The following is a 23021-nucleotide window of genomic DNA, read 5'->3' as shown; positions in this document are numbered from 1 at the left end:
ATAAAATGTTCAAATATAAGTGCCTGAATCCCATCGCCAAGGTAGGATTGGATTTGTTCAGCGATGAATATGAGAGAGTGGAGGAATTCGCAGAAGCGGATGCCGTTCTTGTGAGAAGTGCAAGCGTACATGATCTGGAGCTTCCAGACACGCTGGAAGCGATCGCAAGAGCCGGAGCCGGAGTCAATAACATTCCTTTGGACAAGTGCGCGGAGAAAGGTATCGTTGTCTTTAACACACCCGGAGCCAATGCCAACGGCGTGAAAGAACTGGTGATTGCCGGTATGCTCCTGGCCGCCAGAGACGTCATCGGCGGCATCAACTGGGTTCAGAAGGAAAGAGAAAATCCAGACATCGCCAAAGCGACGGAAAAAGCGAAAAAAGCGTTTGCAGGTAATGAAATCGAAGGCAAGACGCTGGGTATTATCGGTCTGGGGGCCATCGGTGTCAAGGTGGCCAATGCGGCTACTCATCTGGGCATGAACGTGTTGGGCTATGATCCTTACATTTCCGTAGACGCTGCCTGGAATCTTTCCAGAAGTATCAAGCACATCAAAAAAGTAGAGGATATCTACAGCGAGTGTGATTATATCACGATCCATGTGCCTTTGACCGATGGAACGAGGCAGATGATCAATCAGGACGCTATCGAAATGATGAAAGATGACGTTGTCGTACTGAACTTCTCCAGAGACACTCTGGTGGATGAAGATGCGATGCTCAGTGCTCTGGAAAATGGTAAGATAAAAAGATATGTTACCGATTTCCCGAATCCCAAGGTAGCAAACGCAAAAGGCGTGCTGGTCATCCCCCACCTGGGCGCTTCCACAGAGGAATCCGAGGACAACTGTGCGGTTATGGCGGTCAAAGAACTGGTCGATTATATGGAAAATGGTAATGTCAACAATTCTGTAAACTATCCGTCCTGCAACATGGGCGTATGCAATAGTGTATCCCGTGTGGCGATCAATCACAGAAATGTAAAAAATATGCTGGGGCAGTTCACCAACATGCTGGCTGAGGCTGATGTCAATATCACCAACATGGTAAATAAGAGCAAAGGCGACTACGCTTATACGCTTCTGGATCTGGAGACCGCAGTGAACAAAGAGGTCATAGAAAAATTAAGGGCGGTTGACGGCGTGTTGAAGGTCCGTGTGATCAAAAAATAGTGTGGAAATGAAAGACTCATAGTAACGCAAGGTGCATAGAGACGGAAGGGGTATCTGCTTTCCGTCTCTTCCCATTCAGCAGGAAATCACGTGGAAAAAGAGCGTTCTATTATGAACAAGGGAGGAAATCGTATGGCAGCTGTGAAACCATTTTGCTGTATCCGTCCCAGATCTGATCTGGCGGACAGGATAGCGGCATTGCCCTATGACGTATATAACCGGGAAGAGGCTTTGGAAGAGGTAAAGCGGGAACCAATGTCCTTTTTAAAGATCGACCGGGCCGAAACGCAGTTCGGACCGGAAGTGGACACCTATGATCCAAAAGTGTATCAAAAGGCGCGCGCCACCCTGCAGAAAATGATCGAAGACGGATATTTTTTGAGAGACTGCGATGAGTGTTATTTTATCTATGAACTGACTATGGACGGGCGGGCCCAGACCGGAATCGCTGCCTGTTCTTCCATAGATGACTATCTAAGCGGCGTGATTAAGAAGCATGAGAATACAAGGGCAGATAAGGAAGAAGACCGGATCCGTCATGTGGACACCTGCGGCGCCCAGACCGGTCCCATTTTCCTGGCCTATCGTTCAGATGACAGGATCAATATGATTGTCAAATGGAAAAAGAGGGAAGAACCGATCTATGACTTCGTTTCACCAGACGGGGTGGGACACCGTGTCTGGCGTATCTGTGAGCGAAAATTGGTAGAGGGCCTGCGGGAAGCGTTCGCGGATCTGGACCGGATCTACATCGCGGACGGGCACCATCGGGCGGCATCGGCGGTGAAGGTGGGTTTAATGCGCAGAGAAGCGCATCCGGATTACAATGGGACGGAAGAATTCAATTATTTTCTCTCGGTGTTATTTCCGGATGACCAGCTGATGATCCTGGACTATAACCGGGTGATCAAAGATCTGAATGGTCTGAGCGTGCCGGAATTCCTGCTGAAAGTAAAAGAGAAGTTTGAGCTGGAAGAAGTAGGGACAGATCCTTTTCGCCCAGCCTGCAAGGGCGAGATCGGAATGTATCTGGACAAGAGCTGGTATAAGCTGACCGTCAGGCAGGAACTTCGTTCCAGGCATCCCGTAGATGGGCTGGATGTGTCCATCCTGCAGCGGGAGCTGCTGCATCCGGTTCTTAATATCCAGGACCCGAAAACTGATAAGAGGATCGACTTCGTGGGCGGTATCCGGGGGTTAAATGAACTGGAACGGCGTGTAGCGGCCGACAGCCAGGTGGCTTTTGCCATGTATCCCACCTCTATTCAGGAGCTTTTCGCTGTGGCGGACGCAGATCTTTTAATGCCTCCGAAATCCACCTGGTTTGAGCCAAAGCTGCGCAGCGGTTTGTTTATTCATCAGATCTGACGCGTTAGTGAGGGGACTGGCTCCTTTCGGCTGTCACGCAGCCCCGTAAAGTGACTGGATGAGAAAGGTGCCTGTCCCCGGAAGCAGACTCGGGCAGGCCCACATCCGGGGACAGGCACCTTTCTCCACATAGCCGCGGAACAATTTGGCGCTACAGCCGAAAGGAGCCAGTCCCCTCACTACAGAACTTCCTGTCATATCAAAACCCCTTCCATCATATATTGTAACAGCACATATGGAAGGGGTTACTTTTATGGACAGCTTTAACGTATATAAAGACATCCAGGCCCGCACGAACGGAGAAATATATCTGGGGGTCGTAGGGCCGGTACGCACCGGAAAATCCACATTTATCAAACGTTTCATGGACCTGATGGTTTTACCGAACATGGAAGATGAGCATGCCAAGAACCGCACACGAGATGAACTGCCGCAGTCCGCAGCTGGAAAGACCATCATGACAACGGAACCGAAATTTATCCCGAAAGAGGCGGCGCAGATCTCCCTGGGCGAAGATGTACAGGTGAAAGTGCGGCTGATCGACTGTGTCGGCTATATGGTCGATGGCGCCACCGGACACATCGAGGGGGACACGGAGCGGATGGTCAAAACCCCCTGGTTCGATTATGAAATCCCGTTTACACAGGCGGCGGAGCTTGGAACGAAGAAGGTCATCAACGACCATTCCACCATCGGTATCGTGATCACCTGTGACGGCTCCTTTGGCGATCTGAACCGGGAAAGCTATCTGGCCCCGGAAGAAAAGACGATCCTGGAGCTTAAGAAGCTGGGCAAACCGTTCCTGGTACTGGTGAATTCGGAGAAACCCTACAGTGAGGATGCCCAGAGGGTAGCTGCGCAGATCGAAGAAAAATATGGCGTCATTGCCATGCCGGTAAACTGCGAGCAGCTCCGAAAAGACGACATACATAAAATCATGGAAAGTATTTTATATGAATTCCCAGTCGCCCAGATGGAATTCTTTATGCCCAAATGGGTGGAAATGCTGCCGCCCGACCATAAAGTAAAGGCAGATATGATCGCTAATGTCAGGGAGCTTCTGAAGAAAATCAACACGATCCGGGATGTGACCAATGAGAATATCCAGTTCACCGGAGACTTCACGAAAAAAACGAAACTGGATAAGATCGATATGGCATCCGGCTGTATCCGGATCATCATCGATGTGGATGACAGCTTCTACTATGAGATATTAAGCGAGCTGACCGGAACCCCGATCTCCGGGGAGTACCAGCTGATCGCCACCATCAAAGAGCTATCCTCCATGAAGAAGGAATACGCCAAAGTATTGGAAGCCATGTCCGATGTGCGCTACAAGGGCTACGGAGTCGTAACGCCGAATCTGGATGAGATCGTGCTGGATGAACCGGCCGTCATCAAACAGGGGAATAAGTTCGGCGTGAAGATCAAATCGGAATCCCCGTCCATTCATATGATTAAAGCCAACATAGAGACTGAGATCGCGCCGATCGTCGGCAGCGAACAGCAGGCCCAGGATCTGATCACTTACATTAAGGCCAACAGCGAGGGTGAGAATGGGATCTGGGATACGAATATATTTGGCAAATCCGTACAGCAGCTGGTGGAAGACGGAATCCGGACGAAGATTTCACAGATCAGCGATGAAAGCCAGGTGAAGTTACAGGAGACGATGCAGAAAATAGTGAACGACAGTAACGGGGGAATCGTCTGCATTATTATTTGAGGCGAAGGCGTTCTGGGGGCCAGGTTTGAGGGATTCCAAGGGTTTTTGCTTATGTGCCATAAAGAAGTAAAAGAAGTGTAAAAATTTTGCCGTTCCTATCCGGCGTTTCGCTATTACGCCGGATAGTGCGGGCTATTTTTCGTCAAGTCAACCCTGCCGATAAAGCTGTAATAAATATCTATCAAAGGATATCTTTAAAATAATTTAAGAATTTGTTCTTTCTTCGGACTCATGATCTTCTTCATCAAGTTCTTGAACCACCTGTGCATCACCTGTTCCCGAAAGAGCTTCAAGTAGCTCGCGTATCTCATTTTGGGCCAGGGAACCCGAACCCAAGGATAGACTCACCATTAGGATGAGAAATAATTTATATATCTTTTCTTTCAATTATATTCCTCCAATTCAATCTCTGATTTGCTTTCTCTCATAATAAGTGAGTGGCTGATTACCCGCTATCTATTTGCATACAAAAAGGAAGCCATTGTTTGATTCTAAAAATGGCTTACAACCATCAGCAACTTGCAATGATTTGAAAAGGAGTTGATTCAATCGTCCAGACGTACCTTTTGATTAATTAGTGTCCATTCATCAGGCAATAATATAAATAAGGTCGAAAAGGAAAACAGAAAAACTATGATAAGAAAAAGAAGCAGGCTGAATCCTTTGGGGATAGCTGCAATCATAGGTATTGGACATATATTCTTCGTTATAGTTTCAGTATGAGAATTATGTTTGCTCAAAAATGAAGCCTTAATATGGGTAGTATCATCACCGCCTTCCTTGGAAACAATACTTTCCGAATTTGCCCACGTCTCAATTATAGTTATCTTATCTAATAATCTATAAAGATTATAATTATTGCATAAGAACACATTCATAGTTAAGCCCATAACAAAAAGAAGCATAATGAAAAAGATCAAAATACGAGATAGATGATTTTTCTTAATATTTATTTTCATTACAATTCCCTTCTTAGCTACCGCTACGTTCCATGTGGTCAACTTTTAATCTGTTCCATTTTATCATATCAACATTAACTTTTCTATGAATTTTTCCTTATAATATACGGAATAAAGGGATAAGGCTGCCTATTAAAATAATTGTGTTACTATATAATACATGAGCATTTACTCATGTCCGGCCCGGCCATTTTTCGCAGGACACCACTCACGGACCGTCAAGGCCCTGAGTGGTGTCCCGTAAATTGGCTTAGATAGTGGGTGACGATAAATAAAAGCGTTTCATGAGTGTGTTATATTGCCTTGAGGGGGTGGCGGATTACGGTTTTCAGATTCTGAGGATTGCATCTGCGCACATCACTGAGATAGATCTCATGGTGGAAACGTTCCTCTGTGATATCGACGTGATAACCATTTTCCCGTGCGTATTCATCCATCAGCCGTATGGTCTGTGGTTCATCGTCATATGGTCCGATGTGCATACATTGGACGGACAGGCCCTCTGTATAGTTAAAAAATTCTACTTTGGAATAGTCTGCTTTTTTCTTTTGGGTAGCTTCCATTACCGCCCATTCGAAATCTTTTCGCTGTATAAAATCAGGGAGCCTGATGACGGAGATCCATCGGAAAGTTTCTTTCCGGCCATAATCGATTCCCTCCATTCCGTCCATCCACCAGAATCCCTCCAAGGGGGGAACTTTATAATCAAAATAACCGTCAATTTTGTAATCCCCCTTTGGACTCATTTTCAAGGTAAAGGCGATGCCATAGAGGAGGCCGATGGATGCTTTATATTCCCCATCCGGTTCGTTCGGATCTCCCTGTCCCCTGACTGCGATAAAATTCATGGAAGGAATCTCTATGATTTCCGGTTTGTTTTTTGGCAGATAAAATTCTTTATATTCCTTTTTATAGTCGAATGCCATATACATTCCCCTTTCTCGTTTTGAACATTATACCATTTAAAATATGACAGCTATACGTCAAGTTAAATACGTCAAGTAAACAATACAATACAAAAGCTAAAAATATCAAGAAATATTAAATCATCAATAAGATCCCTTTTTTCGATACTTTGGGTTCTTTCTTAGAGTAGATATATCCAGATATCTAGAAGCGCTCGGACACTTATGCAGAGCCAGCGGAGGAAATTCCGATACCAGGCCATACCCTATTAAGAAAGAACAATACTTTGACCCTAAACATGAGAAAGTGGATTCTTTGCCTGGCTCTAACATCTGAAGTACATCACATTGTCTGTTAAAAATCCATAAATAATTAGTAAATTAGAAATCAAAGCTACTACCTGAAAGGCGGTAGCTCATAAGGAAACATGACAAAAACTATGAGTTATGCCAGGTAAACGGAAAAATGAAAAACTCTATGTGATTGAGAAATCTTTCGCATAGAGTTTTTTCATGTTAGGGATATTGTTTTTGAGTTTTTCAGCGTTCGCAGAACGCGTAGCCGTCACCGCAGGTGGCGATCTCATGGGTTTGGGGATATGTCACCAACAAGCATTATTGCAGGTTTTCCGGGAACGGAAAATCTGCAATAATACGCAATCTTACGGAAGATTGCATTGCTTGCCGAATTTGAAAATTTGACAAAATACATATGTACAAATATAATATAGGTGTTATATTATACGGATATGCGTATGTTATGGAGGGCGAAATGGATTACATATCAGTTAAAGAAGCAGCCGAAAAATGGGCAATCTCGGAACGGCGAATTCAAAAGCTGTGTGAGGATGGAAGAATTGACGGTGTTGAACGGTTCGGCAGATCGTGGATGATACCCAGGAATTCTAAAAAACCAAATGATTTACGAAGGCGTAGCACCCAACAAGAAAGGCGGTGATATTCATGTATAACCCACAACTTGAAACATTTATCAAAGTGGCTGACGCCGGAAGTTTTAATAAAGCGGCAGAACAATCCTTTATCACACCTACGGCTGTGATTAAGCAAATAAATCTTTTAGAGACAGGTTTAGGGGTAGCACTATTTGACCGCACACATCGTGGACTTACTTTAACCAAAGCAGGAAAATCTCTGTATCGGGATTCAAAATATATTATTCAATATTGCCGTGATTCCGTTGTTCGGGCAAAGAACGCCATGCAGCAGGACGAGCAGATTATTCGTATCGGTACCTCTCCCATGACACCGGCACAGGTGCTATTGGCTTTATGGCCCAAAATTCACGAGCATTATCCTAATATGAAATTTCAGCTTGTACCCTTTGAAAACACGCCAGAAAATGCAAAAGAAATCCTTGCCAACCTCGGACAGAATATTGATATTGTTGCAGGAATTTTTGATGAAACATTGCTGGATTTGAGAAAATGCAAAGGTTTTGAATTGATGCGCAATCCGATTTGCTGTGCAGTTTCCATTAATCACCCGTTGGCAGAAAAAGATAAGCTCAAAGTTACTGACTTATATGGTGAAAACTTAATGCTCATTCATCGTGGCTGGAGCCACTATGTTGATAAATTGCGGGATGATTTGTGGATGAACCATCCGCAGATTAAGATTATAGATTTTGACTTTTACAATGTCAGCGTTTTCAATCAGTGCGAAAACAGTAACGACATTTTAATGGCGATTGATTCGTGGCAGAGTGTGCATCCGCTGCTTAAAATTATTCCTGTAGAATGGGATTACTCCATTCCATTTGGTTTGCTCCATTCGCCGGAGCCGACAAAAACTGTTCAGGATTTCCTTTCCATTATTCAGACAATTAAATAAATGAAGTTATAACCTTTAGGTATAAACTGATGAACGAATCGAGACTTCTGTTGAGGTCTCGATTTTTTTATAATGTAGGTGTAAAGAAAAAGCAGAGGTGATCGAAATGAAGAAAGCAACCATTCTTTTTATGATATTTCTTGTGATTTTCTGTTTCGCCGGCTGTTCGTCTGAAGATACTTCCTCCGTCAGCCCCGAAACAGAAAACACAGCGGAATCACAAATGGAGCAAATGAATTTGAGCAGCTTTGATAAAAACACCCGTATAGCAGATGTAATTAATGATTCTTCTTTCGGTGATTACGGCAGGTTGATTTTTCCGGCTGATACCGGATATTACAGCGGAGACACGTTGGAAGAATTAAGACTCACATGGTACAACAACATTTCACCGGATAAGACAGTAGAAATTGTAAACTATCTGAAAAGCCATGCCGATGCCGGAGAAACCGTATTCTATGATATTTATACGGAGGAAGAAAAGGCGGCTGACCCGGATAAAGAAGATACGGGGCTGTTCTTTTTCAAAGGCAATCCCGGCGAGAAGTTCGCTGTGTGCAACGCAGGCGGCGGATTTGCTTATGTGGGAGCGATGCAGGACAGTTTCCCTCATGCGTTGGAATTATCAAAAAAAGGCTATAATGCCTTTGCTTTGATTTATCGTCCTGGCTCACAAACTGCCTGCGAAGATTTGGCACGAGCCATCAGTTTTATTTTTGAACACGCCGAGGAATTGGAGGTAGATACCGATTGCTACTCTCTTTGGGGCGGTTCGGCTGGTGCAAGAATGGCAGCATGGCTCGGCTCCTATGGTCCCGCTGCTTTCGGCGGCGATGATTTACCCCAGCCGGGAGCCGTTATCATGCAGTACACAGGTCATAGCGACTACACCGAGAACGACCCGCCAACTTATGCCTGCGTAGGAGAAAATGACGGTATCGCAAGCTGGCGCACCATGCAGCAGCGTTTGGAGGTTTTGGACTCTCTTGGTATTGATACAGAGTTTCACAAATATCCCGGACTGGAACACGGATTTGGTATTGGAATCGGAACAGCAGCCGAGGGCTGGTTTGATGATGCTGTTGCCTTTTGGGAAAAGCAAATGTGACAGAGTGTAGATTTACTCTTTTGTCCGTATCAAATTACTTATATACGGTTGCTTTCCTGAGAGAACATCATCATAAAAATTTTGTTTCCAATCGATGTAAGCGACACTGGCATTTAGTTCTTCGATTTCAGAGAGAAGGGCTGTCCGTTTCTGAGCGAGCATTTCTTTTCTCGATAAAATAGTTGATTGTCCCTCAAGGCACAGTGAAAGATATCCTTTCATTTCCTGTATGCTCATGCCGCATTTTTTCAGACAGGTAAGGTCTTTAATCCATTTTATATCCTGTTCATCGAAAATCCGGCGATTGTTGGAATCACGCTTTACATTTGGAATAAGCCCCTCGTTGCAGTAAAATTTTAAGGTTTGGTATGTCATATCGAGTGTTCTGCATACCTGCATCATCGTGTACATAACGATTACCTCCTATGTGTGTAAAGAAATTAAAAATCTTTTAAAAAGGGTATTGACCGATAGTTACAACCGGTTGTTATACTCTGATTGTATCACAGAATAAAGTGAAATCAAAGGAGAAATAACAGATGAACAATTTTATTTTTGAAAATGACACCAAAGTTTATTTTGGTAAAGGCTGTGTGAAAGAATATCTTTCCAGTGTTTTAAGCCATTATGGAAAAACCGTTATGCTTGCCTATGGGGGCGAGGCTATCAAGAGAAACGGTATCTACGATGAAATCGTTGAGGCTTTGACCGCCGCAAAGAAAACAATTGTTGAGTTTTCCGGAATTATGGCTAACCCCACCTATGCAAAAGTTTTGGAAGGCGCAGCCCTTGCAAGAGAAAAAGGCGTTGATTTCATTCTCGGCGTGGGCGGTGGTTCTGTGATGGACTGCTGCAAGGCGGTTTCACTGGCTGCCCGGTATGAGGGTGATATATGGAATGACTTTTGGGAGCGAGCCGGTATTGTGGATTTTGAGCCGCTTCCGCTTGGATTCGTGGTTACGGTTACAGGCACCGGCAGTGAGTGCAACGGCGGAGCTGTTATCACCAATGAGGAGCGTAAAATCAAGACGGGGCGGGACTATCCTGCCTGCAATGCAAAGTTCGCTATGCTTGATCCGGTCTACACGATGACCGTTCCCCTGCGTCAGACCATTTCCGGCGGTTTCGATATTCTTTCTCATATTATGGAGACCTATTTCAGCGAGCCGAATGAAGATAATGTTTCTGACAACATTTCAGAGGCGTTGATGAAAAGTGTAATCCACAATCTGCGGGAGGTGATAAAAAATCCGAAGGACTATACTGCCCGGAGCAACCTTATGTGGGCAGCGACTATGGCGGAAAACCGTATCATCAAGCTGGGCAAGCGGTGTGATTTCCAGTGCCACCAAATGGAACATCAGCTTGGCGCTTACACGGACTGCAACCACGGCGAAGGGCTGGCAGTGCTGCACCCAATCTACTATCGGCATATTTATAAAGACGGGTTGCCGAAGTTCATTCGCTTTGCAGAAAATGTCTGGAATATTCCCCGTGAAGGCATGAGCGATGAAGAACTTGCACAATCCGGTGTGGAATCACTGGCTATGTTTATCGCAGAAATTGGCTTGCCTACCACTCTGACCGAATTGGGAATTACAGACGAAGCACTTCTGGGAGAGGTGGCAGATTCCTGTAATATCGCTCCCGGAAGTTACAAAAAAATGACTGCCGAAGAAATCCGGCAGATATTAAAAGAATCCATATAATTTAGGAGGTAAACACCATGAAAAAAGTAATTTCTTTATTCCTTGCACTGACTTTCGTTTTCACACTGGCAGCTTGCAGTAACAATCAGCCGCAGACAAATGATTCATCTGAATCTTTATCCGAGCCAACAACAGAAAGTGCAGAAACACCTGCGGATATTTCTGCTTCCGAATCTTCTGAATCAGAAAACGGAAAGACATTGGTGGTCTATTTTTCCGCCACAGGCAACACGGAAGCAGCAGCCAATTACATCGCACAGGAAACTGGCGGCGACCTGTTCGAGCTGGAACCGGCAGAACCCTACACGGATGAAGATTTGAATTATAGCAATGAGGACAGCCGTGTATCCAGAGAGCACGAGGATGAATCCTTGCGGGATGTGGAGCTTGCGGCGGATACCGTGGAAAACTGGGATGAATACGATACCGTGTTTATCGGATATCCAATTTGGTGGGATATTGCTGCGTGGCCGGTAAATGACTTTGTAAAATCCAATGATTTTACAGGCAAAACGGTAATACCTTTTGCTACCTCTGCTAATGACGATATCGGTGAAAGCGGTAAATTGTTAGAGGAAATGGCCGGAACTGGAAACTGGCTGGAGGGTGAACGCTTTTCTTCCAGTGTCTCAAAAGATGCGGTAACAGAATGGATTGAAGGTCTGAATCTGTAAAAGTAAGATAAAGATTTATCCGATAGTAACTCAAAAATAAAAAAAATCAATTTTAGGAGGAAACCATTATGAAAAAAATAATTTCCCTGTGCCTTGCACTGACTATGATTTTTGCACTGGCAGCTTGTAGTAATAGTCAATCTGCAGACGAAAATTCATCGGAATCTTCTTCATCTGTACCTGCTACGGAAAGTGCAGAGCAGACAGAGCAGCCATCTTCTTCTGATGAAGAAGAACCTGCTGAAACACCTTCTGAACAGCCGGAAACGGATGCGAAAACCCTTGTTGTTTACTTCTCCATGCCGGAAACAACTGATCCAAACAACATGACGCAAGAGGAAGATAACAGTGTTGTTGTCATTAATGGAGAAGTTCTCGGAAACACACAGTATGTAGCTTATGTGATTCAGGAGCAAACAAACGCAGATATTTTCCGTATCGAACCGGAAACTCCCTATCCGACTGACCATGACACCCTTGTCGATTTGGCGGCTGACGAACAGGATGACAATGCCCGTCCCGCTATTAAGGATACGATTGAGAATCTGGATCAATATGATACCATCTTTGTGGGTTATCCCAACTGGTGGGGCGATATGCCGATGATTCTCTATACTTTCTTTGATACTTATGATTTTTCCGGCAAAACCATTATTCCGTTTAACACCCACGGCGGCAGTGGATTTTCCGGCACTATCGGCACCATTGCAGAACTGGAGCCAAATACCGAAGTCAACGAGGACGGATTTACAGTATCCCGCAACAATGTGCAGGAAGCTGAGCCGGATATTATAAGCTGGCTGGATGAACTTGGCTATTAAGGAGGAGGCTGTTATGAGCAAAAAAGTATTGATTTTATCCGGTAGTCCCCGTAATGGAGGCAATTCCGATGTGTTATGTGATGCGTTTATGAAAGGGGCGCAGGAAGCCGGTAACGAGGTAGAAAAGATTTTTCTGCGAAGCAAAAAAATCGGCTATTGCAACACCTGTTACTACTGCAAAAAAAGCGGCGGTGTCTGTGCCATTAAAGACGATATGGCGGAAATCCTTGAGAAAATGCACTGGGCGGATGTTATCGTTATGGCAAGCCCTGTCTATTTTTACTCTATCGACGCACAGATGAAAACCGTGATTGACCGTACAGTGGCACAGTGGACGCAGATTAAGAACAAAGAGTTTTATTACATTATGACTGCTGCGGAGGAAAGCAGCACCGTTATGGATTGCACTTTAGAGTGTTTCCGAGGTCTTGCCGCCTGCCTTTCCGGCTCAAAGGAAATGGGCGTTATTTACGGGAGAGGCGTTTATGAAGCCGGTGTGATTAAGAACACAGCTACGATGCAGCAAGCCTATGAAATGGGCAAAGGAATTTAAGGAGAACATACCATGCAAAAAAGAAAACTTGGCAACAGTGATTTGATGGTCAATCCGGTGGGTCTTGGCTGTATGGGATTCAGCCATGCTTCCGGTGAGCCGACCGAAAAAAATACTGCAATAAAAACATTACGACAGGCCTATGAGATGGGATATGACTTTTTTGACACCGCCGAAGCCTATACGGGCTTCTTCCCGGACGGCTCTGTGTCCTATAATGAAGAATTAGTAGGTCAGGCACTACATGATGTAAGGGACAAAGTTGTGATCGCCACCAAAATGGGTGTTTTCCATAACGAAGATTTATCCCTTTCTTTGGACAGCAGTCCGGAAACCATCCGAAAAAGCGTAGAGGGCAGCTTGAAAAAGCTGGGTACGGATTATATCGATTTGTATTATCAGCATCGCATAGACCCAAAGGTTGAACCGGAGGTTGTTGCGGAAACCATGTCTGAACTCATCAAAGAAGGTAAAATCCGACATTGGGGAATTTCCGAAACAACGGAAGAATACCTGCGGCGGGCACACGCAGTATGCCCGGTGACTGCTATAGAGAACCGATATTCCATGATGGCAAGGTGGCATGAATCTATTTTTCCTGTGTGCGAAGAATTGAATGTGTCTTATGTGGCTTTTTCTCCTATGGCAAACGGCTTTCTGACCGGACAATATACACCGGGTACTGTCTTTGAGGGAAAGCATGACTACCGGGCAGGTATGCCGCAGTACACAGAAGAAGGATATAGCAAAGCCAAAGAACTTTTGGAATTGCTGGAACGGATGGCACAGGAAAAGAATTGCACGATGAGTCAACTGTCGTTGGCTTGGATGATTTGCAAAAAACCTTACATTATTCCGATTCCCGGTTCCAGAAAGCCTGACCGGATTCGTGAAAATTTTGCTGCAGGCGATATTCTCTTAACTGCCGGTGAAATTTCTGAAATTGATAACAAATTAAACTCTATGACATTTGATGTCTTTGGCGGTCATCGTGCAAAATAACGGAGGTGAAAACGATGAAAGTATTGCTTGTAAACGGGAGTCCTCATAAAGAGGGTTGTACCTATACAGCTCTCTGCGAGGTGTCCGAAGCATTGAATAAAAACGGTATTGATACCGATGTTTTCTGGATTGGCAATAAGGCGATTTCCGGCTGTATTGCCTGTAAAGCCTGTGTGAAGAAAGGTGTATGTGCTCTTGGCGGCACGGTAAACGAATTTTTAGAGATCGCCGGAGATTATGACGGTTTTGTATTCGGTACTCCGGTTCATTGGGGAGCAGCCAGCGGCGCTCTGACTTCTTTTCTTGACCGTGCTTTTTATGCTGATCTCTGCGGCGGTGGAAATCGTTTCCTCTTAAAGCCTGCGGCTGCTGTTGTATCTGCCCGTCGCGCCGGAACCACGGCAACATGGGATCAGATCAATAAATATTTTGCCCTAATGCAGATGCCGATTATTTCTTCCCGTTACTGGACGATTGTTCACGGTGCAACGCCCGAACAAGTCAAGAAAGATGAGGAAGGTATGCAAACTATGCGTATTTTAGGAAAAAACATGGCATATTTTCTTCGCTGCATTGAGGCCGGCCGACAGATCTGTATTGACCGACCGGAAACAGAAGCCGTTACCTTTACAAATTTTATTCGGGAATAAGGATTAGCACAAAGGAAGTGAAGCGTATGAACCCACAAGCACTTAAAAAGTTAACATTGGATTTCATTATGACAATCCTCCTGCTTCTTCTGATGACCTATGAACTAATCGGCAGAGCTACACATGAATGGCTGGGAACTGGAATGCTTCTTTTAGTGCTTATTCATCATATTTTCAATCATAAGTGGAGCAAGGCTGTTTTCAAAGGAAAATACACGCCATACCGCATGATACAAACTATACTCGTAGCATTGTTGGTGTTATGTATGCTCGGCGCTATGATTAGTGGAATTATGCTGTCCCGCTATGTGTTCGATTTTCTGCCTATTCAAGGCGGACGCTCCTTTGCCAGAAATCTGCATATGGTTTCAGCCTATTGGGGATTTGTTTTCATGGCGGTTCATCTTGGTCTCCATTGGGGCATGGTGATGAACATAGTAAACAAGCACATCAAAAAAACATCTGCAATCCGCAAATGGATTCTTCGAGGCTTTGCGTTGCTGATTGCCGGATATGGTGTTTATGCTTTTATATATCGCGACCTCTTTAGTTATATGGTGCTGAAGGAGCAGTTTGTGTATTTCAATTATGAAGAACCGATTGTCCGATTTTTAGCAGATTATTTGTCGATTATGTGGTTGTTCGGATACATTGGTTATTATATGAGAAAATATTCTAAAAAATAATTTGGTGGTGATTTTATGGGAAATTAGTTGTATTGGATTTATCCGAGACTGGTGTACAGATTGGTGAGAAATTAGCACTCTTACTTGACGAAAAACAGAGGAAAGAACTTGCGAAATATCTTCTTGATAATCCTGTGGAAACAAATGCTGGTGTTACATATCAGCATTTAAGACACGGTTGGCAATTAATTGATTCCCTCACGGAAATTCAGGAAGGCAACTTATATCTTTGTGTAGAACAACGCATTGTAAAAGTAAGAGAAGAAAAAATCGAACTTACTGCTAAAGAATTTGATATTCTGTCGCTGCTCATTATGAATCCAAATCGGGTATTTACCTATGAACTTATTATGGATTTGGTCTGGAAAGAGGATTATGCTTACTATTCCAGAAAAGCAATCAATAACCATGTATGTAATCTTCGGAAAAAATTAAAGATAGACCCAGGCGATCCCGACTATATCAAAAGTGTTACCGGAATCGGATATAAGTTTGTGTTGCCATAAATTCACACCATAGGGTAAAACCTGAGGTGTGAATTTTTTTGTACTTTCTCAGGATAGACGGCAACTTTTTCCTGAAATATGTACTAAATAATGGAGGAATTTTGGGGCTGCCACTTCTGACAGGGTAAATTGTGAATTTTTTGTGAAATTTTCAAAAAGACCCCCTATTTTTGCCAAAAAAATGTACGGAATAGTGAAGGGATATTTTTTGACAGTCAGGAGGTGACGTATATAAAAAGCAAATTACCGGTCATGGATTACAGTCAGTACCGCAGAGCAAGAAAATTAGTCCATGCGTGCTGCAATTATGATAACGGAAACTGTATCATTCTGGATGACGGGGAGGAATGCGTCTGTGTCCAGAGCATTTCCTATTCGCTATTATGCAGATGGTTTCGGATTGCGGTTCTCACATTGGACAAGCCTTTAGAAACAGCCCTGTTATACAGAGGAAGTATGAAGCGGTGTGTTGTCTGTGGCCAGCCATTTCTCCCCGGTTCCAACCGGGCAAAATACTGTAAGCCCTGTGCGGCAAAGGTACATCGGAAACAGAAGAATGCCAGCGATCGTAAAAGAAGGCTCCTATGCGGACAATTAGAAGCGAAAAAGCCTTGATATTGCTGGGCGTTTCAACGCTTGTCAGTGGGCAGGCAGTATAAATCCCTTCTACCCCCGGAAAGCAGGCTTGAAACTGTCCGCAGAGGTAATTTCACCTATCTGGGATTTTCCCGATTAGGTGGCATCTATTTCTCTTATATTTCATGCATTTTAGAGTTCGCTCCCAAACGGGGTTATCCTGTCTTGGGATTTCAGAGACTGGAAAAGCTGCCCATCTGCACTGCCCCAAAGCTGTCTTTCCGGCAGTGTATATTTCGACGCTTTGGAGAGCCGGAAAATAGACGGAAATTAAAGAGAAATAAGTAAATTATAAAATAGTCAATATCAATCTAATCAATCAGGATGGATTGATGGAAAGGAACAATGTATGCAGAATAATATTTTTATCCCCTATAAAGCTGATACAACAGTACCGCCGTATCTTCCGTTTCCGCGTTTTTTGGTAACACTCAATTTATCCAATGACGCAAAGGTGCTTTATGCCCTGCTCTTTGACCGGGCAGGCATTTCAAGGGAAAATGGTTACATAGAAACAGACGGATCGGTGCGGCTGTATTTTACAGTAGAAGAAGCAAAAGGGAAGCTGCACCGGAGCCGTCAGGTAACGACCCGTGCGTTTCAGGAATTAGAGCACAGCGGACTGATTATCCGTAGGAAACAGGGGCTTGGCAGACCTGCAGTAATTACCCTAAAGATTCCGGCGACAGGAAAGGAGAACTGACTGAATGGCAGATAAAAAAGATTTGGGTACACTTCCGCAATTTCTAAAACCGGAAGTGGCGGAACGTGTGGCAGAGCATTTCAAAAACGGCGTGTTTGAATTTGATTTTGATACCGAGGAACATATCACCGTGGAGGGCAACACGGTTTATCATGTGATTCCCCATTATGCCGGTGATGATGCGGAAAGTGTGTTAAACAAGCTGCGCCGGATGATTGCAAAAAACTTGGAGGAAATGTAAATGAGGGAGGCTGAAAAAACAGAAAGAATGCGTTATAATACAGGTAACCGTTTACCTGGCTGTTATCCCTTTTTCGGGAGGAAAGGAGCTATTTATGAACCAGCAGCCAGATAAAATTACAGCTTTATATTGTCGTTTAAGCCAGGACGATGCCCTTGACGGAGAATCCAACAGTATTACCAATCAAAAGGTACTGCTCTCCAAATATGCTGCAGAACACGGCTTCCGCAATACCATGTTCTTCGTGGATGACGGATTTTCAGGAACGAGTTTTCAAAGACCCGGATTTCAGGAAATGATGAAATATGTGGAGGACTATTCTGTTTCCACTCTGATTGTCAAAGACCTGTCCCGGCTCGGCAGGGAGTATTCCTATATGGGACGTTTATTTCGCCGTTTTCAAAAATGTGTTCAATGATTATTACGCAAAGGACACCAGTAAGAAAATCCGGGCAGTCGTTAAAATGCGGGGTGAAGCCGGGGAACACCTTGCCAGTAACCCTCCCTACGGCTATATCAAAGATCCTCATGACAAAAAGAAATGGATTGTGGATGAAGAAGCGGCTAAGGTGGTGCGACGTATCTTTGACCTGTGCATTGCGGGGAAAGGGCCGATGCAGATAGCAAAAATACTGACAGCAGAAAAGGTGCTGACTGTTACAGCCTATCATGCCAAACAGAAAGGCTGGACAATGCCGGATAATCTATATGGATGGAACAAAAAGTCAATCGCCGGTATTTTGGAACGGCGGGAATATACCGGATGTACGGTTAATTTCAAGACCTATACCAAATCCCTGAAATTTAAGAAACGGCTGGAAAATCCGAAAGAAAATCAGCGCATATTTGAAGGAACACAGCCGGCAATCATTGAGTACGGACAATGGGAACGGGTACAGGTTCTCAGGGAAAATAAACGCAGACCGACCAAAACCGGCAAGACAAGCATTTTCTCCGGCCTTGTTCATTGTGCTGACTGCGGAGCTAAGCTCTATTACTGTACCTGCAACAGCTACAAAGATGATTCGCAAGATCATTTCGTCTGCTCCAATTACAAAAGCAATACCGGTTCCTGCCAGATTCATTATATCCGTGAAATCACGCTGTATAAGCGAGTGCTGGAATGTGTTCAACGGACACTGACTTATGTGCGACTGTTTCAGGATGACTTCACCCAGGAAATGCTGATGCAGGATGAAGCCAGCCGGAAAGCAGAACTGGCACAGAAACGAAAAGCCCTGTCAGGTGCACAGAAGCGTATGGAGGACTTGGATAAAATCATCCAACACCTTTATGAAGATAATGTTTTAGGGAAACTAAGTGACCTCCGTTTCCAGAAGTTATCTGCACAGTATGAGACCGAACAGGCAGAAATCAGGCAGCTTTCCGAAACACTGGAACGGGAAATTGCAGAAGAAGCCGAGCAGGTTTCGGATGTGGGGCGTTTCTTACAGCTTGCGGAACGGTATTCCGATATACAAGAACTTGACGCTGCGACAGTCAACGAACTGATTGAAAAAATCGTCATCCATAGCCCGGAGAAAATCGATGGAAGAAAGCATATGACGATTGAGATTTATTTTACTTATGTAGGCAAGATTCGGATTCCCCTTCAAAAACCGAAGCTGCCTGCAAGCACGGAAAAACCGGCGTGATTGTTACCACGCCGGTTCTACCGGAAAATTTTATTTACTTCCTTATGAGCCTCCGCCTAATTCGCAGCAGCTTTTGTGTCATCGAGCGTTTTATTGATCACCAATGTAGGAGTGTGCAGGCGCGAAGGCGGGTTCCGGGAGGGGGCGCGCAAAAGTAACAGGAGCCGAATCGCTTGAGGCCGGGCCTTAGAACGGGTTACGCAGAAGAGGAAGAAACCTGGCAGGACCCGGGGCACTGTCTGAGCCGTATTATGGCGAGTTTGCCCCGGGTCCTGCGAATCAGAGGTTTCTTCCGCTTCGGAGTTACCCGTTCTTAGGTCCGGCCGATGCGATTCGGCTCCTGTTACTTTTGCGCGCCCCCTCCCGGAACCCGCCTTCGCGCCTGCACACTCCGGCCCTTAGTAAATAAAACCCCCCCTTAAGGAGAGCAGCCATCTATAAAGTCAGCTTCCGAAGATCTGCATAAAATCCAGGATAGGAGATCTTTACACAGTCACTGTCCAGGATTTGTGTGGTTCCGTCACTGGCTAGGCCTGCTACGGCAAAGGACATGGCGATCCGATGATCCAGACGGCTGTCGATAACAGCCCCATGAAGGGGCAAGCCGCCCTCGATGATCATGCCATCCTCTGTTCCACGTATACTGGCGCCCATGGCGGAAAGATTTTTTACCATAACGTCGATCCGGTTGGACTCTTTGACTTTCAGCTCCTGGGCGTCGCGAATGACCGTTGTGCCTTCGGCAAAGCAGGCTAATACGGCCAGAATGGGCAGTTCATCGATCAGAGCGGGTATGATGGAACCGCCGATGACCGTCCCGTGAAGCCTGCTATGGCGGACGATCAGATCTGCTGCAGGTTCGCCATCCGTATCGATGACATTTTCTAGGGTTATATCTGCGCCCATATCCCGGCAGACTCTTAAGATTCCGTCCCGGGTAGGATTGATACCCACATTTCTTATACGGACTTCGGAATCCGGGATCATGAGGGCAGCCGCGATAAAATAGGCGGCAGATGAGATATCACCAGGGACCTGAATCGGGCGTCCGGTCAGCACCGGTTCCGGCTGAATGGAAACCGTAGTACCCTGGGATGAGACCTGGGCGCCGAGCATCCGCAGCATCAGCTCCGAATGGTTGCGGGAGAGCTGCGGTTCCGTTATGGCAGTAGGCCCGTTTGCGTAGAGGCCAGCCAGCAGGATCGCGGACTTCACCTGTGCGGAAGCGACCTTTGAGTGATAATGAATGCCGGTAAGCCCGCCGCCGGTAATCTGAAGCGGCGCGCAGCCGTTGCCCGGGATACTGATGATTCCGGCCCCCATCTGGGAGAGCGGTTCGATGACCCGTCCCATGGGTCTTTGCTGTATCGAAGCATCCCCGGTGAGCACAGACTCAAATTCCTGTCCGGCCAGGATACCGGACAGCAGCCGCATGGTAGTACCGCTGTTCCCGACATCCAGCGGCTGCTGCGCCCTGGTCAGACCGTGCAGGCCTTTTCCGTGAATGAGCACTTCGCTTTCGTTATTTTCAATCGGGATCCCCATCTGCTGAAAGCAGGAGATGGTGGACAGGCAATCCGCGCCCTGCAGGAAATTAGTGACGGTAGTAGTGCCTTTCGCCAGCGCTCCGAACATGACGGCGCGGTGGGAGATTGATTTATCCCCCGGAACCCGAACCTGGCCCTTTATATGATGTACTTTATGAAAATTCATTGTAAAAACTCCAATCTATCGATAGAATACCCGTCTGGGTGTAAAAAAGAGTTTCGCTTGCGAAACTCTCCGCATGCGGCGGGCCGCGTAAGCGGCATCTTCCTTTCCGCCGCAGTGCGATCCCGCGGAGCGTTTTTTATTTCATAGGAGCATTATCCTATGAAATAATAAAGTCCGCTGTATAGCGCTCCCATTTTATCGTTCATAAACCGTATAGTGGTACTTGCGCAGAAGCTCTGCCGCAAGGCGGGAGGCCTCTTCCTCATAGAACTCAATTCGCAGAACGCCTTCTTCAAATTCCCGGTTGTGAAGGATGCCTATATTTTTAATACTGATGTGATTACTGGCGAGTATCGTGGCAATCGTGGCGATGCCTCCTGCCTCATCAATAATATCGCAGTAGACGGCATACGCTTTTTTAATCGGCCCCAGAGACGATTCCGGCATGGAATTGCGATAATCCCTGGCGGAATCAAAAAGCTGATAAAGCGAATCCTCATCGGAACGGCTGATCTCATCCCGGGCCGTCTCTAACGTGCGGATATAATCATCCAGCGTTTTTAAGATATTTTCCCGGTTTGTCAGACAGATCTGCTGCCACATAACCGGGGACGAGGAAGCGATCCGGGTAATGTCCCGGAAGCCGCCGGCGGCGATGGCCTTCATGGTACCTTCCAAAGAGTCCGAATCCCGTACCAGATTCACCAGGCTGGACGCTATGATATGAGGAAGATGACTGATTACCGCAGTGATATAATCATGATCCTGATAATTAAGGATCAGCGGTATCGCCCCCAGAGAGCGGACCAGATCGCTGTAGGCCGTTACCTTCTCCGGACTGACCGACGCGGTGGGAGTCAGGACATAATAGGCATTTTCAATCAGATGATCATTGGAGTTCTCATACCCGGATTTTTCAGAACCGGCCATGGGATGTCCGCCGATAAAATTCGCTTCCATACCGGCGGCAGTGATTTCCCGGTGAATTCCGGTTTTCACACTTCCGACATCTGTCAAAACCGTATCTTTAGAAAGATAAGGCTTAAGGGCGGACAAGCAGGAAGAATTATTGGCAACCGGCGCGCACAGGAATATATAACGGCAGCCGGCGAACTGACTGTCAATGCTGGTACATGCCAGATCAATGGTGCCGTCCTTCAGGGCGGCGGACAAGGTGGTGCGGTTGGTATCATAAGCCAGCATCCCGCTGTCCGGATAAAACTTCCGGACAGCCTTTGCAATAGAGCCTCCGATCAGGCCCAGGCCGATAAAACCGATGCGCAGCTGTTCCATTACAGTGTCCTCCCGGAAAGCGCCGCGTAAGCTTTCAGCTCACCGGCCAAAACATCAAACTGTTCAAAGGTAAGGGACTGAGGGCCGTCTGAGAGCGCGCATTCCGGATTATTATGTACCTCCATAATCAATCCGTCCGCACCCACCGCAACAGCTGCTTTCGCCAATGCCGGTACATAAGCCCGGACTCCGCAGGCATGGCTTGGATCTATAATAACCGGCAGCTGCGTTCTGGACTTCAGAGCCGGAACCGCGCTGATATCCAGCGTATTGCGGGTAGCGGTTTCAAATGTCCGGATACCGCGCTCGCACAGAATCACATTTTCATTGCCCATAGACATAATGTACTCAGCCGCGTTCAGCCATTCCTCCAGCGTCGCGGACAACCCGCGTTTTAAGATCACCGGAAGCCCGCATTTTCCGGCCTCCTTCAGCAGATAGAAATTCTGCATATTCCGGGCGCCGATCTGGATCAGATCCACGTACTTTACCGCCGCATTGATCGCCTCCAGGCTGGTCACCTCGCATACGGTATAAAGCCCTGTGGCCTTGCCGGCCTCCTGCATATACTTAAGTCCTTCTTCTTCCAGCCCCTGGAACGCATAAGGAGAAGTCCTGGGTTTATAAGCGCCGCCTCTTAAAAAATTAGCGCCCGCTTTTTTCACAGCCTGAGCGATCAGCAAAATCTGATCCTCACTCTCAACCGCACAGGGTCCGGCCATCAAAGCCAGGGTATCCGGTCCGATCTCGGCATTTCCAACCTTGATTCTGGAGGGCTGCGCATGGAACTTACGGTTAGCCAGTTTATAGCTCTCCGTAACCGGAACAATCTTATCCACATAAGGCGCCAATTCCAGATTTCGGTTATTCAATCTGGATTTATCGCCGATCACGCCGATAATCGTCAGCTGGCTTCCTTCTGACAGATGGGGCGTCAGTCCATTATTTTCAATCGTTTTTACCACATTATTGACCGCTTCTTTCGGAGCGCCGGGTTTCATTACAATAATCATATCTACAATTCCTCCAACACCGTTTTGTAAAACAACGGCAATTTTTCTGTATCCATTGTACTTTTGCGGGTTTCGAT

26 protein-coding genes are annotated in these 23021 nt (G+C 45.9%); 19 read left to right on the top strand and 7 right to left on the bottom strand.

Going from position 1 to position 23021, the window contains the following annotated elements; translation table 11 throughout:
- Positions 1-5: 5 nt before the first annotated feature.
- From KTH90_RS19575 to spoIVA, 3 genes are all read left to right on the top strand, one after another.
- Positions 6-1172 (top strand): phosphoglycerate dehydrogenase, encoded by a 1167-nt coding sequence (locus KTH90_RS19575; RefSeq protein ID WP_158354983.1) that lies wholly within the window; start codon positions 6-8, stop codon positions 1170-1172.
- Positions 1173-1304: 132 nt separating this feature from the next.
- Positions 1305-2540, top strand: a complete 1236-nt coding sequence (locus KTH90_RS19570) for a DUF1015 domain-containing protein (RefSeq protein WP_238727307.1) — start codon at positions 1305-1307, stop codon at positions 2538-2540.
- Positions 2541-2793: 253 nt separating this feature from the next.
- Complete coding sequence (gene spoIVA / locus KTH90_RS19565) at positions 2794-4266, top strand: stage IV sporulation protein A (RefSeq protein WP_238727306.1); 1473 nt, start codon at positions 2794-2796, stop codon at positions 4264-4266.
- Between the two features lie 204 nt (positions 4267-4470).
- On the opposite strand, the gene KTH90_RS19560 is transcribed toward spoIVA, so the two are convergent.
- The 3 genes from KTH90_RS19560 to KTH90_RS19550 form a co-directional block, all read right to left on the bottom strand.
- Positions 4471-4653: a hypothetical protein gene (locus KTH90_RS19560; RefSeq protein WP_158354989.1), complete on the bottom strand. Its 183-nt coding sequence runs from the start codon at positions 4651-4653 to the stop codon at positions 4471-4473.
- A 158-nt stretch (positions 4654-4811) separates the two neighbouring features.
- Positions 4812-5225: a hypothetical protein gene (locus tag KTH90_RS19555; RefSeq protein WP_238727305.1), complete on the bottom strand. Its 414-nt coding sequence runs from the start codon at positions 5223-5225 to the stop codon at positions 4812-4814.
- Between the two features lie 293 nt (positions 5226-5518).
- Positions 5519-6151, bottom strand: a complete 633-nt coding sequence (locus KTH90_RS19550; protein ID WP_238727304.1) for a GyrI-like domain-containing protein — start codon at positions 6149-6151, stop codon at positions 5519-5521.
- 691 nt (positions 6152-6842) lie between these two features.
- Here KTH90_RS19550 and KTH90_RS19545 point away from each other — a divergent pair.
- The 3 genes from KTH90_RS19545 to KTH90_RS19535 all read left to right on the top strand — a co-directional run bounded on the left by KTH90_RS19545 (position 6843) and on the right by KTH90_RS19535 (position 9089).
- Positions 6843-7088, top strand: a complete 246-nt coding sequence (locus tag KTH90_RS19545; RefSeq protein ID WP_330656115.1) for a helix-turn-helix domain-containing protein — start codon at positions 6843-6845, stop codon at positions 7086-7088.
- A 5-nt stretch (positions 7089-7093) separates the two neighbouring features.
- A complete protein-coding gene (locus tag KTH90_RS19540; protein WP_238727303.1) occupies positions 7094-7981 on the top strand; it encodes a LysR family transcriptional regulator in 888 nt (295 codons plus the stop codon).
- Between the two features lie 106 nt (positions 7982-8087).
- Positions 8088-9089 carry an alpha/beta hydrolase gene (locus tag KTH90_RS19535; protein ID WP_330656114.1) on the top strand — a complete coding sequence of 334 codons (1002 nt, stop codon included), beginning with the start codon at positions 8088-8090 and terminating at the stop codon, positions 9087-9089.
- Positions 9090-9101: 12 nt separating this feature from the next.
- Here KTH90_RS19535 and KTH90_RS19530 read toward each other — a convergent pair whose 3' ends face one another.
- Positions 9102-9500: a MerR family transcriptional regulator gene (locus tag KTH90_RS19530; RefSeq protein WP_238727302.1), complete on the bottom strand. Its 399-nt coding sequence runs from the start codon at positions 9498-9500 to the stop codon at positions 9102-9104.
- 128 nt (positions 9501-9628) lie between these two features.
- Between KTH90_RS19530 and KTH90_RS19525 the strand changes: the two genes are divergently transcribed.
- The 13 genes from KTH90_RS19525 (at position 9629) to KTH90_RS19470 (ending at position 18925) form a co-directional block, all read left to right on the top strand.
- On the top strand, positions 9629-10798 hold the full coding sequence (locus tag KTH90_RS19525; protein ID WP_238727301.1) for an iron-containing alcohol dehydrogenase: 1170 nt from the start codon (positions 9629-9631) through the stop codon (positions 10796-10798).
- Between the two features lie 17 nt (positions 10799-10815).
- Positions 10816-11472 carry a flavodoxin gene (locus tag KTH90_RS19520; RefSeq protein WP_238727300.1) on the top strand — a complete coding sequence of 219 codons (657 nt, stop codon included), beginning with the start codon at positions 10816-10818 and terminating at the stop codon, positions 11470-11472.
- Positions 11473-11540: 68 nt separating this feature from the next.
- Positions 11541-12293, top strand: coding sequence for a flavodoxin (locus KTH90_RS19515; protein WP_238727299.1), 753 nt, complete (start codon positions 11541-11543; stop codon positions 12291-12293).
- A 13-nt stretch (positions 12294-12306) separates the two neighbouring features.
- On the top strand, positions 12307-12846 hold the full coding sequence (locus KTH90_RS19510; RefSeq protein ID WP_238727298.1) for a flavodoxin family protein: 540 nt from the start codon (positions 12307-12309) through the stop codon (positions 12844-12846).
- Between the two features lie 12 nt (positions 12847-12858).
- Positions 12859-13848, top strand: coding sequence for an aldo/keto reductase (locus KTH90_RS19505; RefSeq protein ID WP_238727297.1), 990 nt, complete (start codon positions 12859-12861; stop codon positions 13846-13848).
- A 14-nt stretch (positions 13849-13862) separates the two neighbouring features.
- On the top strand, positions 13863-14498 hold the full coding sequence (locus KTH90_RS19500; protein ID WP_238727296.1) for a flavodoxin family protein: 636 nt from the start codon (positions 13863-13865) through the stop codon (positions 14496-14498).
- A gap of 26 nt (positions 14499-14524) precedes the next feature.
- Positions 14525-15184: a DUF4405 domain-containing protein gene (locus KTH90_RS19495; protein ID WP_238727295.1), complete on the top strand. Its 660-nt coding sequence runs from the start codon at positions 14525-14527 to the stop codon at positions 15182-15184.
- 32 nt (positions 15185-15216) lie between these two features.
- Positions 15217-15690: a winged helix-turn-helix domain-containing protein gene (locus KTH90_RS19490; protein ID WP_275061452.1), complete on the top strand. Its 474-nt coding sequence runs from the start codon at positions 15217-15219 to the stop codon at positions 15688-15690.
- A gap of 252 nt (positions 15691-15942) precedes the next feature.
- Positions 15943-16305, top strand: a complete 363-nt coding sequence (locus KTH90_RS19485; protein ID WP_238727294.1) for a cysteine-rich VLP domain-containing protein — start codon at positions 15943-15945, stop codon at positions 16303-16305.
- 370 nt (positions 16306-16675) lie between these two features.
- The gene (locus KTH90_RS19480; protein WP_238727293.1) at positions 16676-17029 is read left to right on the top strand and encodes a replication initiator protein A; all 354 of its coding nucleotides are present in this window, start codon (positions 16676-16678) and stop codon (positions 17027-17029) included.
- A gap of 4 nt (positions 17030-17033) precedes the next feature.
- A complete protein-coding gene (locus KTH90_RS19475; protein ID WP_238727292.1) occupies positions 17034-17270 on the top strand; it encodes a hypothetical protein in 237 nt (78 codons plus the stop codon).
- Between the two features lie 94 nt (positions 17271-17364).
- On the top strand, positions 17365-17688 hold the full coding sequence (locus KTH90_RS25170) for a recombinase family protein (RefSeq protein WP_330656111.1): 324 nt from the start codon (positions 17365-17367) through the stop codon (positions 17686-17688).
- A 46-nt stretch (positions 17689-17734) separates the two neighbouring features.
- On the top strand, positions 17735-18925 hold the full coding sequence (locus KTH90_RS19470) for a DUF4368 domain-containing protein (RefSeq protein WP_330656110.1): 1191 nt from the start codon (positions 17735-17737) through the stop codon (positions 18923-18925).
- A gap of 435 nt (positions 18926-19360) precedes the next feature.
- On the opposite strand, the gene aroA is transcribed toward KTH90_RS19470, so the two are convergent.
- From aroA to aroF, 3 genes are all read right to left on the bottom strand, one after another.
- Positions 19361-20638: a 3-phosphoshikimate 1-carboxyvinyltransferase gene (gene aroA / locus KTH90_RS19465; protein ID WP_158354994.1), complete on the bottom strand. Its 1278-nt coding sequence runs from the start codon at positions 20636-20638 to the stop codon at positions 19361-19363.
- A gap of 195 nt (positions 20639-20833) precedes the next feature.
- A complete protein-coding gene (locus KTH90_RS19460; protein WP_158354996.1) occupies positions 20834-21931 on the bottom strand; it encodes a prephenate dehydrogenase in 1098 nt (365 codons plus the stop codon).
- Complete coding sequence (gene aroF, locus KTH90_RS19455; RefSeq protein ID WP_158354998.1) at positions 21931-22944, bottom strand: 3-deoxy-7-phosphoheptulonate synthase; 1014 nt, start codon at positions 22942-22944, stop codon at positions 21931-21933. The genes KTH90_RS19460 and aroF overlap by 1 nt, the downstream gene beginning before the upstream one ends.
- Between the last annotated feature and the right edge of the window lie 77 nt (positions 22945-23021).

It is taken from the genome of Diplocloster modestus, from assembly GCF_019042245.1.
Classification (GTDB): Bacteria; Bacillota; Clostridia; order Lachnospirales; family Lachnospiraceae; genus Diplocloster; species Diplocloster modestus.
The sequence above is the reverse complement of the archived record's forward strand: the minus strand, read 5'-3'. Positions and strand labels throughout refer to the sequence as shown.

Coding starts and splice junctions, on each gene's coding strand:
- KTH90_RS19520 (WP_238727300.1), top strand. CDS start 10,816: ATGAAAAAAGTAATTTCTTTATTCCTTGCACTGACTTTCGTTTTCACA.
- KTH90_RS19525 (WP_238727301.1), top strand. CDS start 9,629: ATGAACAATTTTATTTTTGAAAATGACACCAAAGTTTATTTTGGTAAA.
- aroF (WP_158354998.1), bottom strand. CDS start 22,944: ATGATTATTGTAATGAAACCCGGCGCTCCGAAAGAAGCGGTCAATAAT.
- KTH90_RS19485 (WP_238727294.1), top strand. CDS start 15,943: ATGGATTACAGTCAGTACCGCAGAGCAAGAAAATTAGTCCATGCGTGC.
- KTH90_RS19540 (WP_238727303.1), top strand. CDS start 7,094: ATGTATAACCCACAACTTGAAACATTTATCAAAGTGGCTGACGCCGGA.
- KTH90_RS19470 (WP_330656110.1), top strand. CDS start 17,735: ATGCGGGGTGAAGCCGGGGAACACCTTGCCAGTAACCCTCCCTACGGC.
- aroA (WP_158354994.1), bottom strand. CDS start 20,638: ATGAATTTTCATAAAGTACATCATATAAAGGGCCAGGTTCGGGTTCCG.
- KTH90_RS19555 (WP_238727305.1), bottom strand. CDS start 5,225: ATGAAAATAAATATTAAGAAAAATCATCTATCTCGTATTTTGATCTTT.
- KTH90_RS19515 (WP_238727299.1), top strand. CDS start 11,541: ATGAAAAAAATAATTTCCCTGTGCCTTGCACTGACTATGATTTTTGCA.
- KTH90_RS19535 (WP_330656114.1), top strand. CDS start 8,088: ATGAAGAAAGCAACCATTCTTTTTATGATATTTCTTGTGATTTTCTGT.
- KTH90_RS25170 (WP_330656111.1), top strand. CDS start 17,365: ATGAACCAGCAGCCAGATAAAATTACAGCTTTATATTGTCGTTTAAGC.
- KTH90_RS19460 (WP_158354996.1), bottom strand. CDS start 21,931: ATGGAACAGCTGCGCATCGGTTTTATCGGCCTGGGCCTGATCGGAGGC.
- spoIVA (WP_238727306.1), top strand. CDS start 2,794: ATGGACAGCTTTAACGTATATAAAGACATCCAGGCCCGCACGAACGGA.
- KTH90_RS19500 (WP_238727296.1), top strand. CDS start 13,863: ATGAAAGTATTGCTTGTAAACGGGAGTCCTCATAAAGAGGGTTGTACC.
- KTH90_RS19530 (WP_238727302.1), bottom strand. CDS start 9,500: ATGTACACGATGATGCAGGTATGCAGAACACTCGATATGACATACCAA.
- KTH90_RS19570 (WP_238727307.1), top strand. CDS start 1,305: ATGGCAGCTGTGAAACCATTTTGCTGTATCCGTCCCAGATCTGATCTG.
- KTH90_RS19550 (WP_238727304.1), bottom strand. CDS start 6,151: ATGGCATTCGACTATAAAAAGGAATATAAAGAATTTTATCTGCCAAAA.
- KTH90_RS19495 (WP_238727295.1), top strand. CDS start 14,525: ATGAACCCACAAGCACTTAAAAAGTTAACATTGGATTTCATTATGACA.
- KTH90_RS19475 (WP_238727292.1), top strand. CDS start 17,034: ATGGCAGATAAAAAAGATTTGGGTACACTTCCGCAATTTCTAAAACCG.
- KTH90_RS19575 (WP_158354983.1), top strand. CDS start 6: ATGTTCAAATATAAGTGCCTGAATCCCATCGCCAAGGTAGGATTGGAT.
- KTH90_RS19480 (WP_238727293.1), top strand. CDS start 16,676: ATGCAGAATAATATTTTTATCCCCTATAAAGCTGATACAACAGTACCG.
- KTH90_RS19505 (WP_238727297.1), top strand. CDS start 12,859: ATGCAAAAAAGAAAACTTGGCAACAGTGATTTGATGGTCAATCCGGTG.
- KTH90_RS19545 (WP_330656115.1), top strand. CDS start 6,843: ATGTACAAATATAATATAGGTGTTATATTATACGGATATGCGTATGTT.
- KTH90_RS19510 (WP_238727298.1), top strand. CDS start 12,307: ATGAGCAAAAAAGTATTGATTTTATCCGGTAGTCCCCGTAATGGAGGC.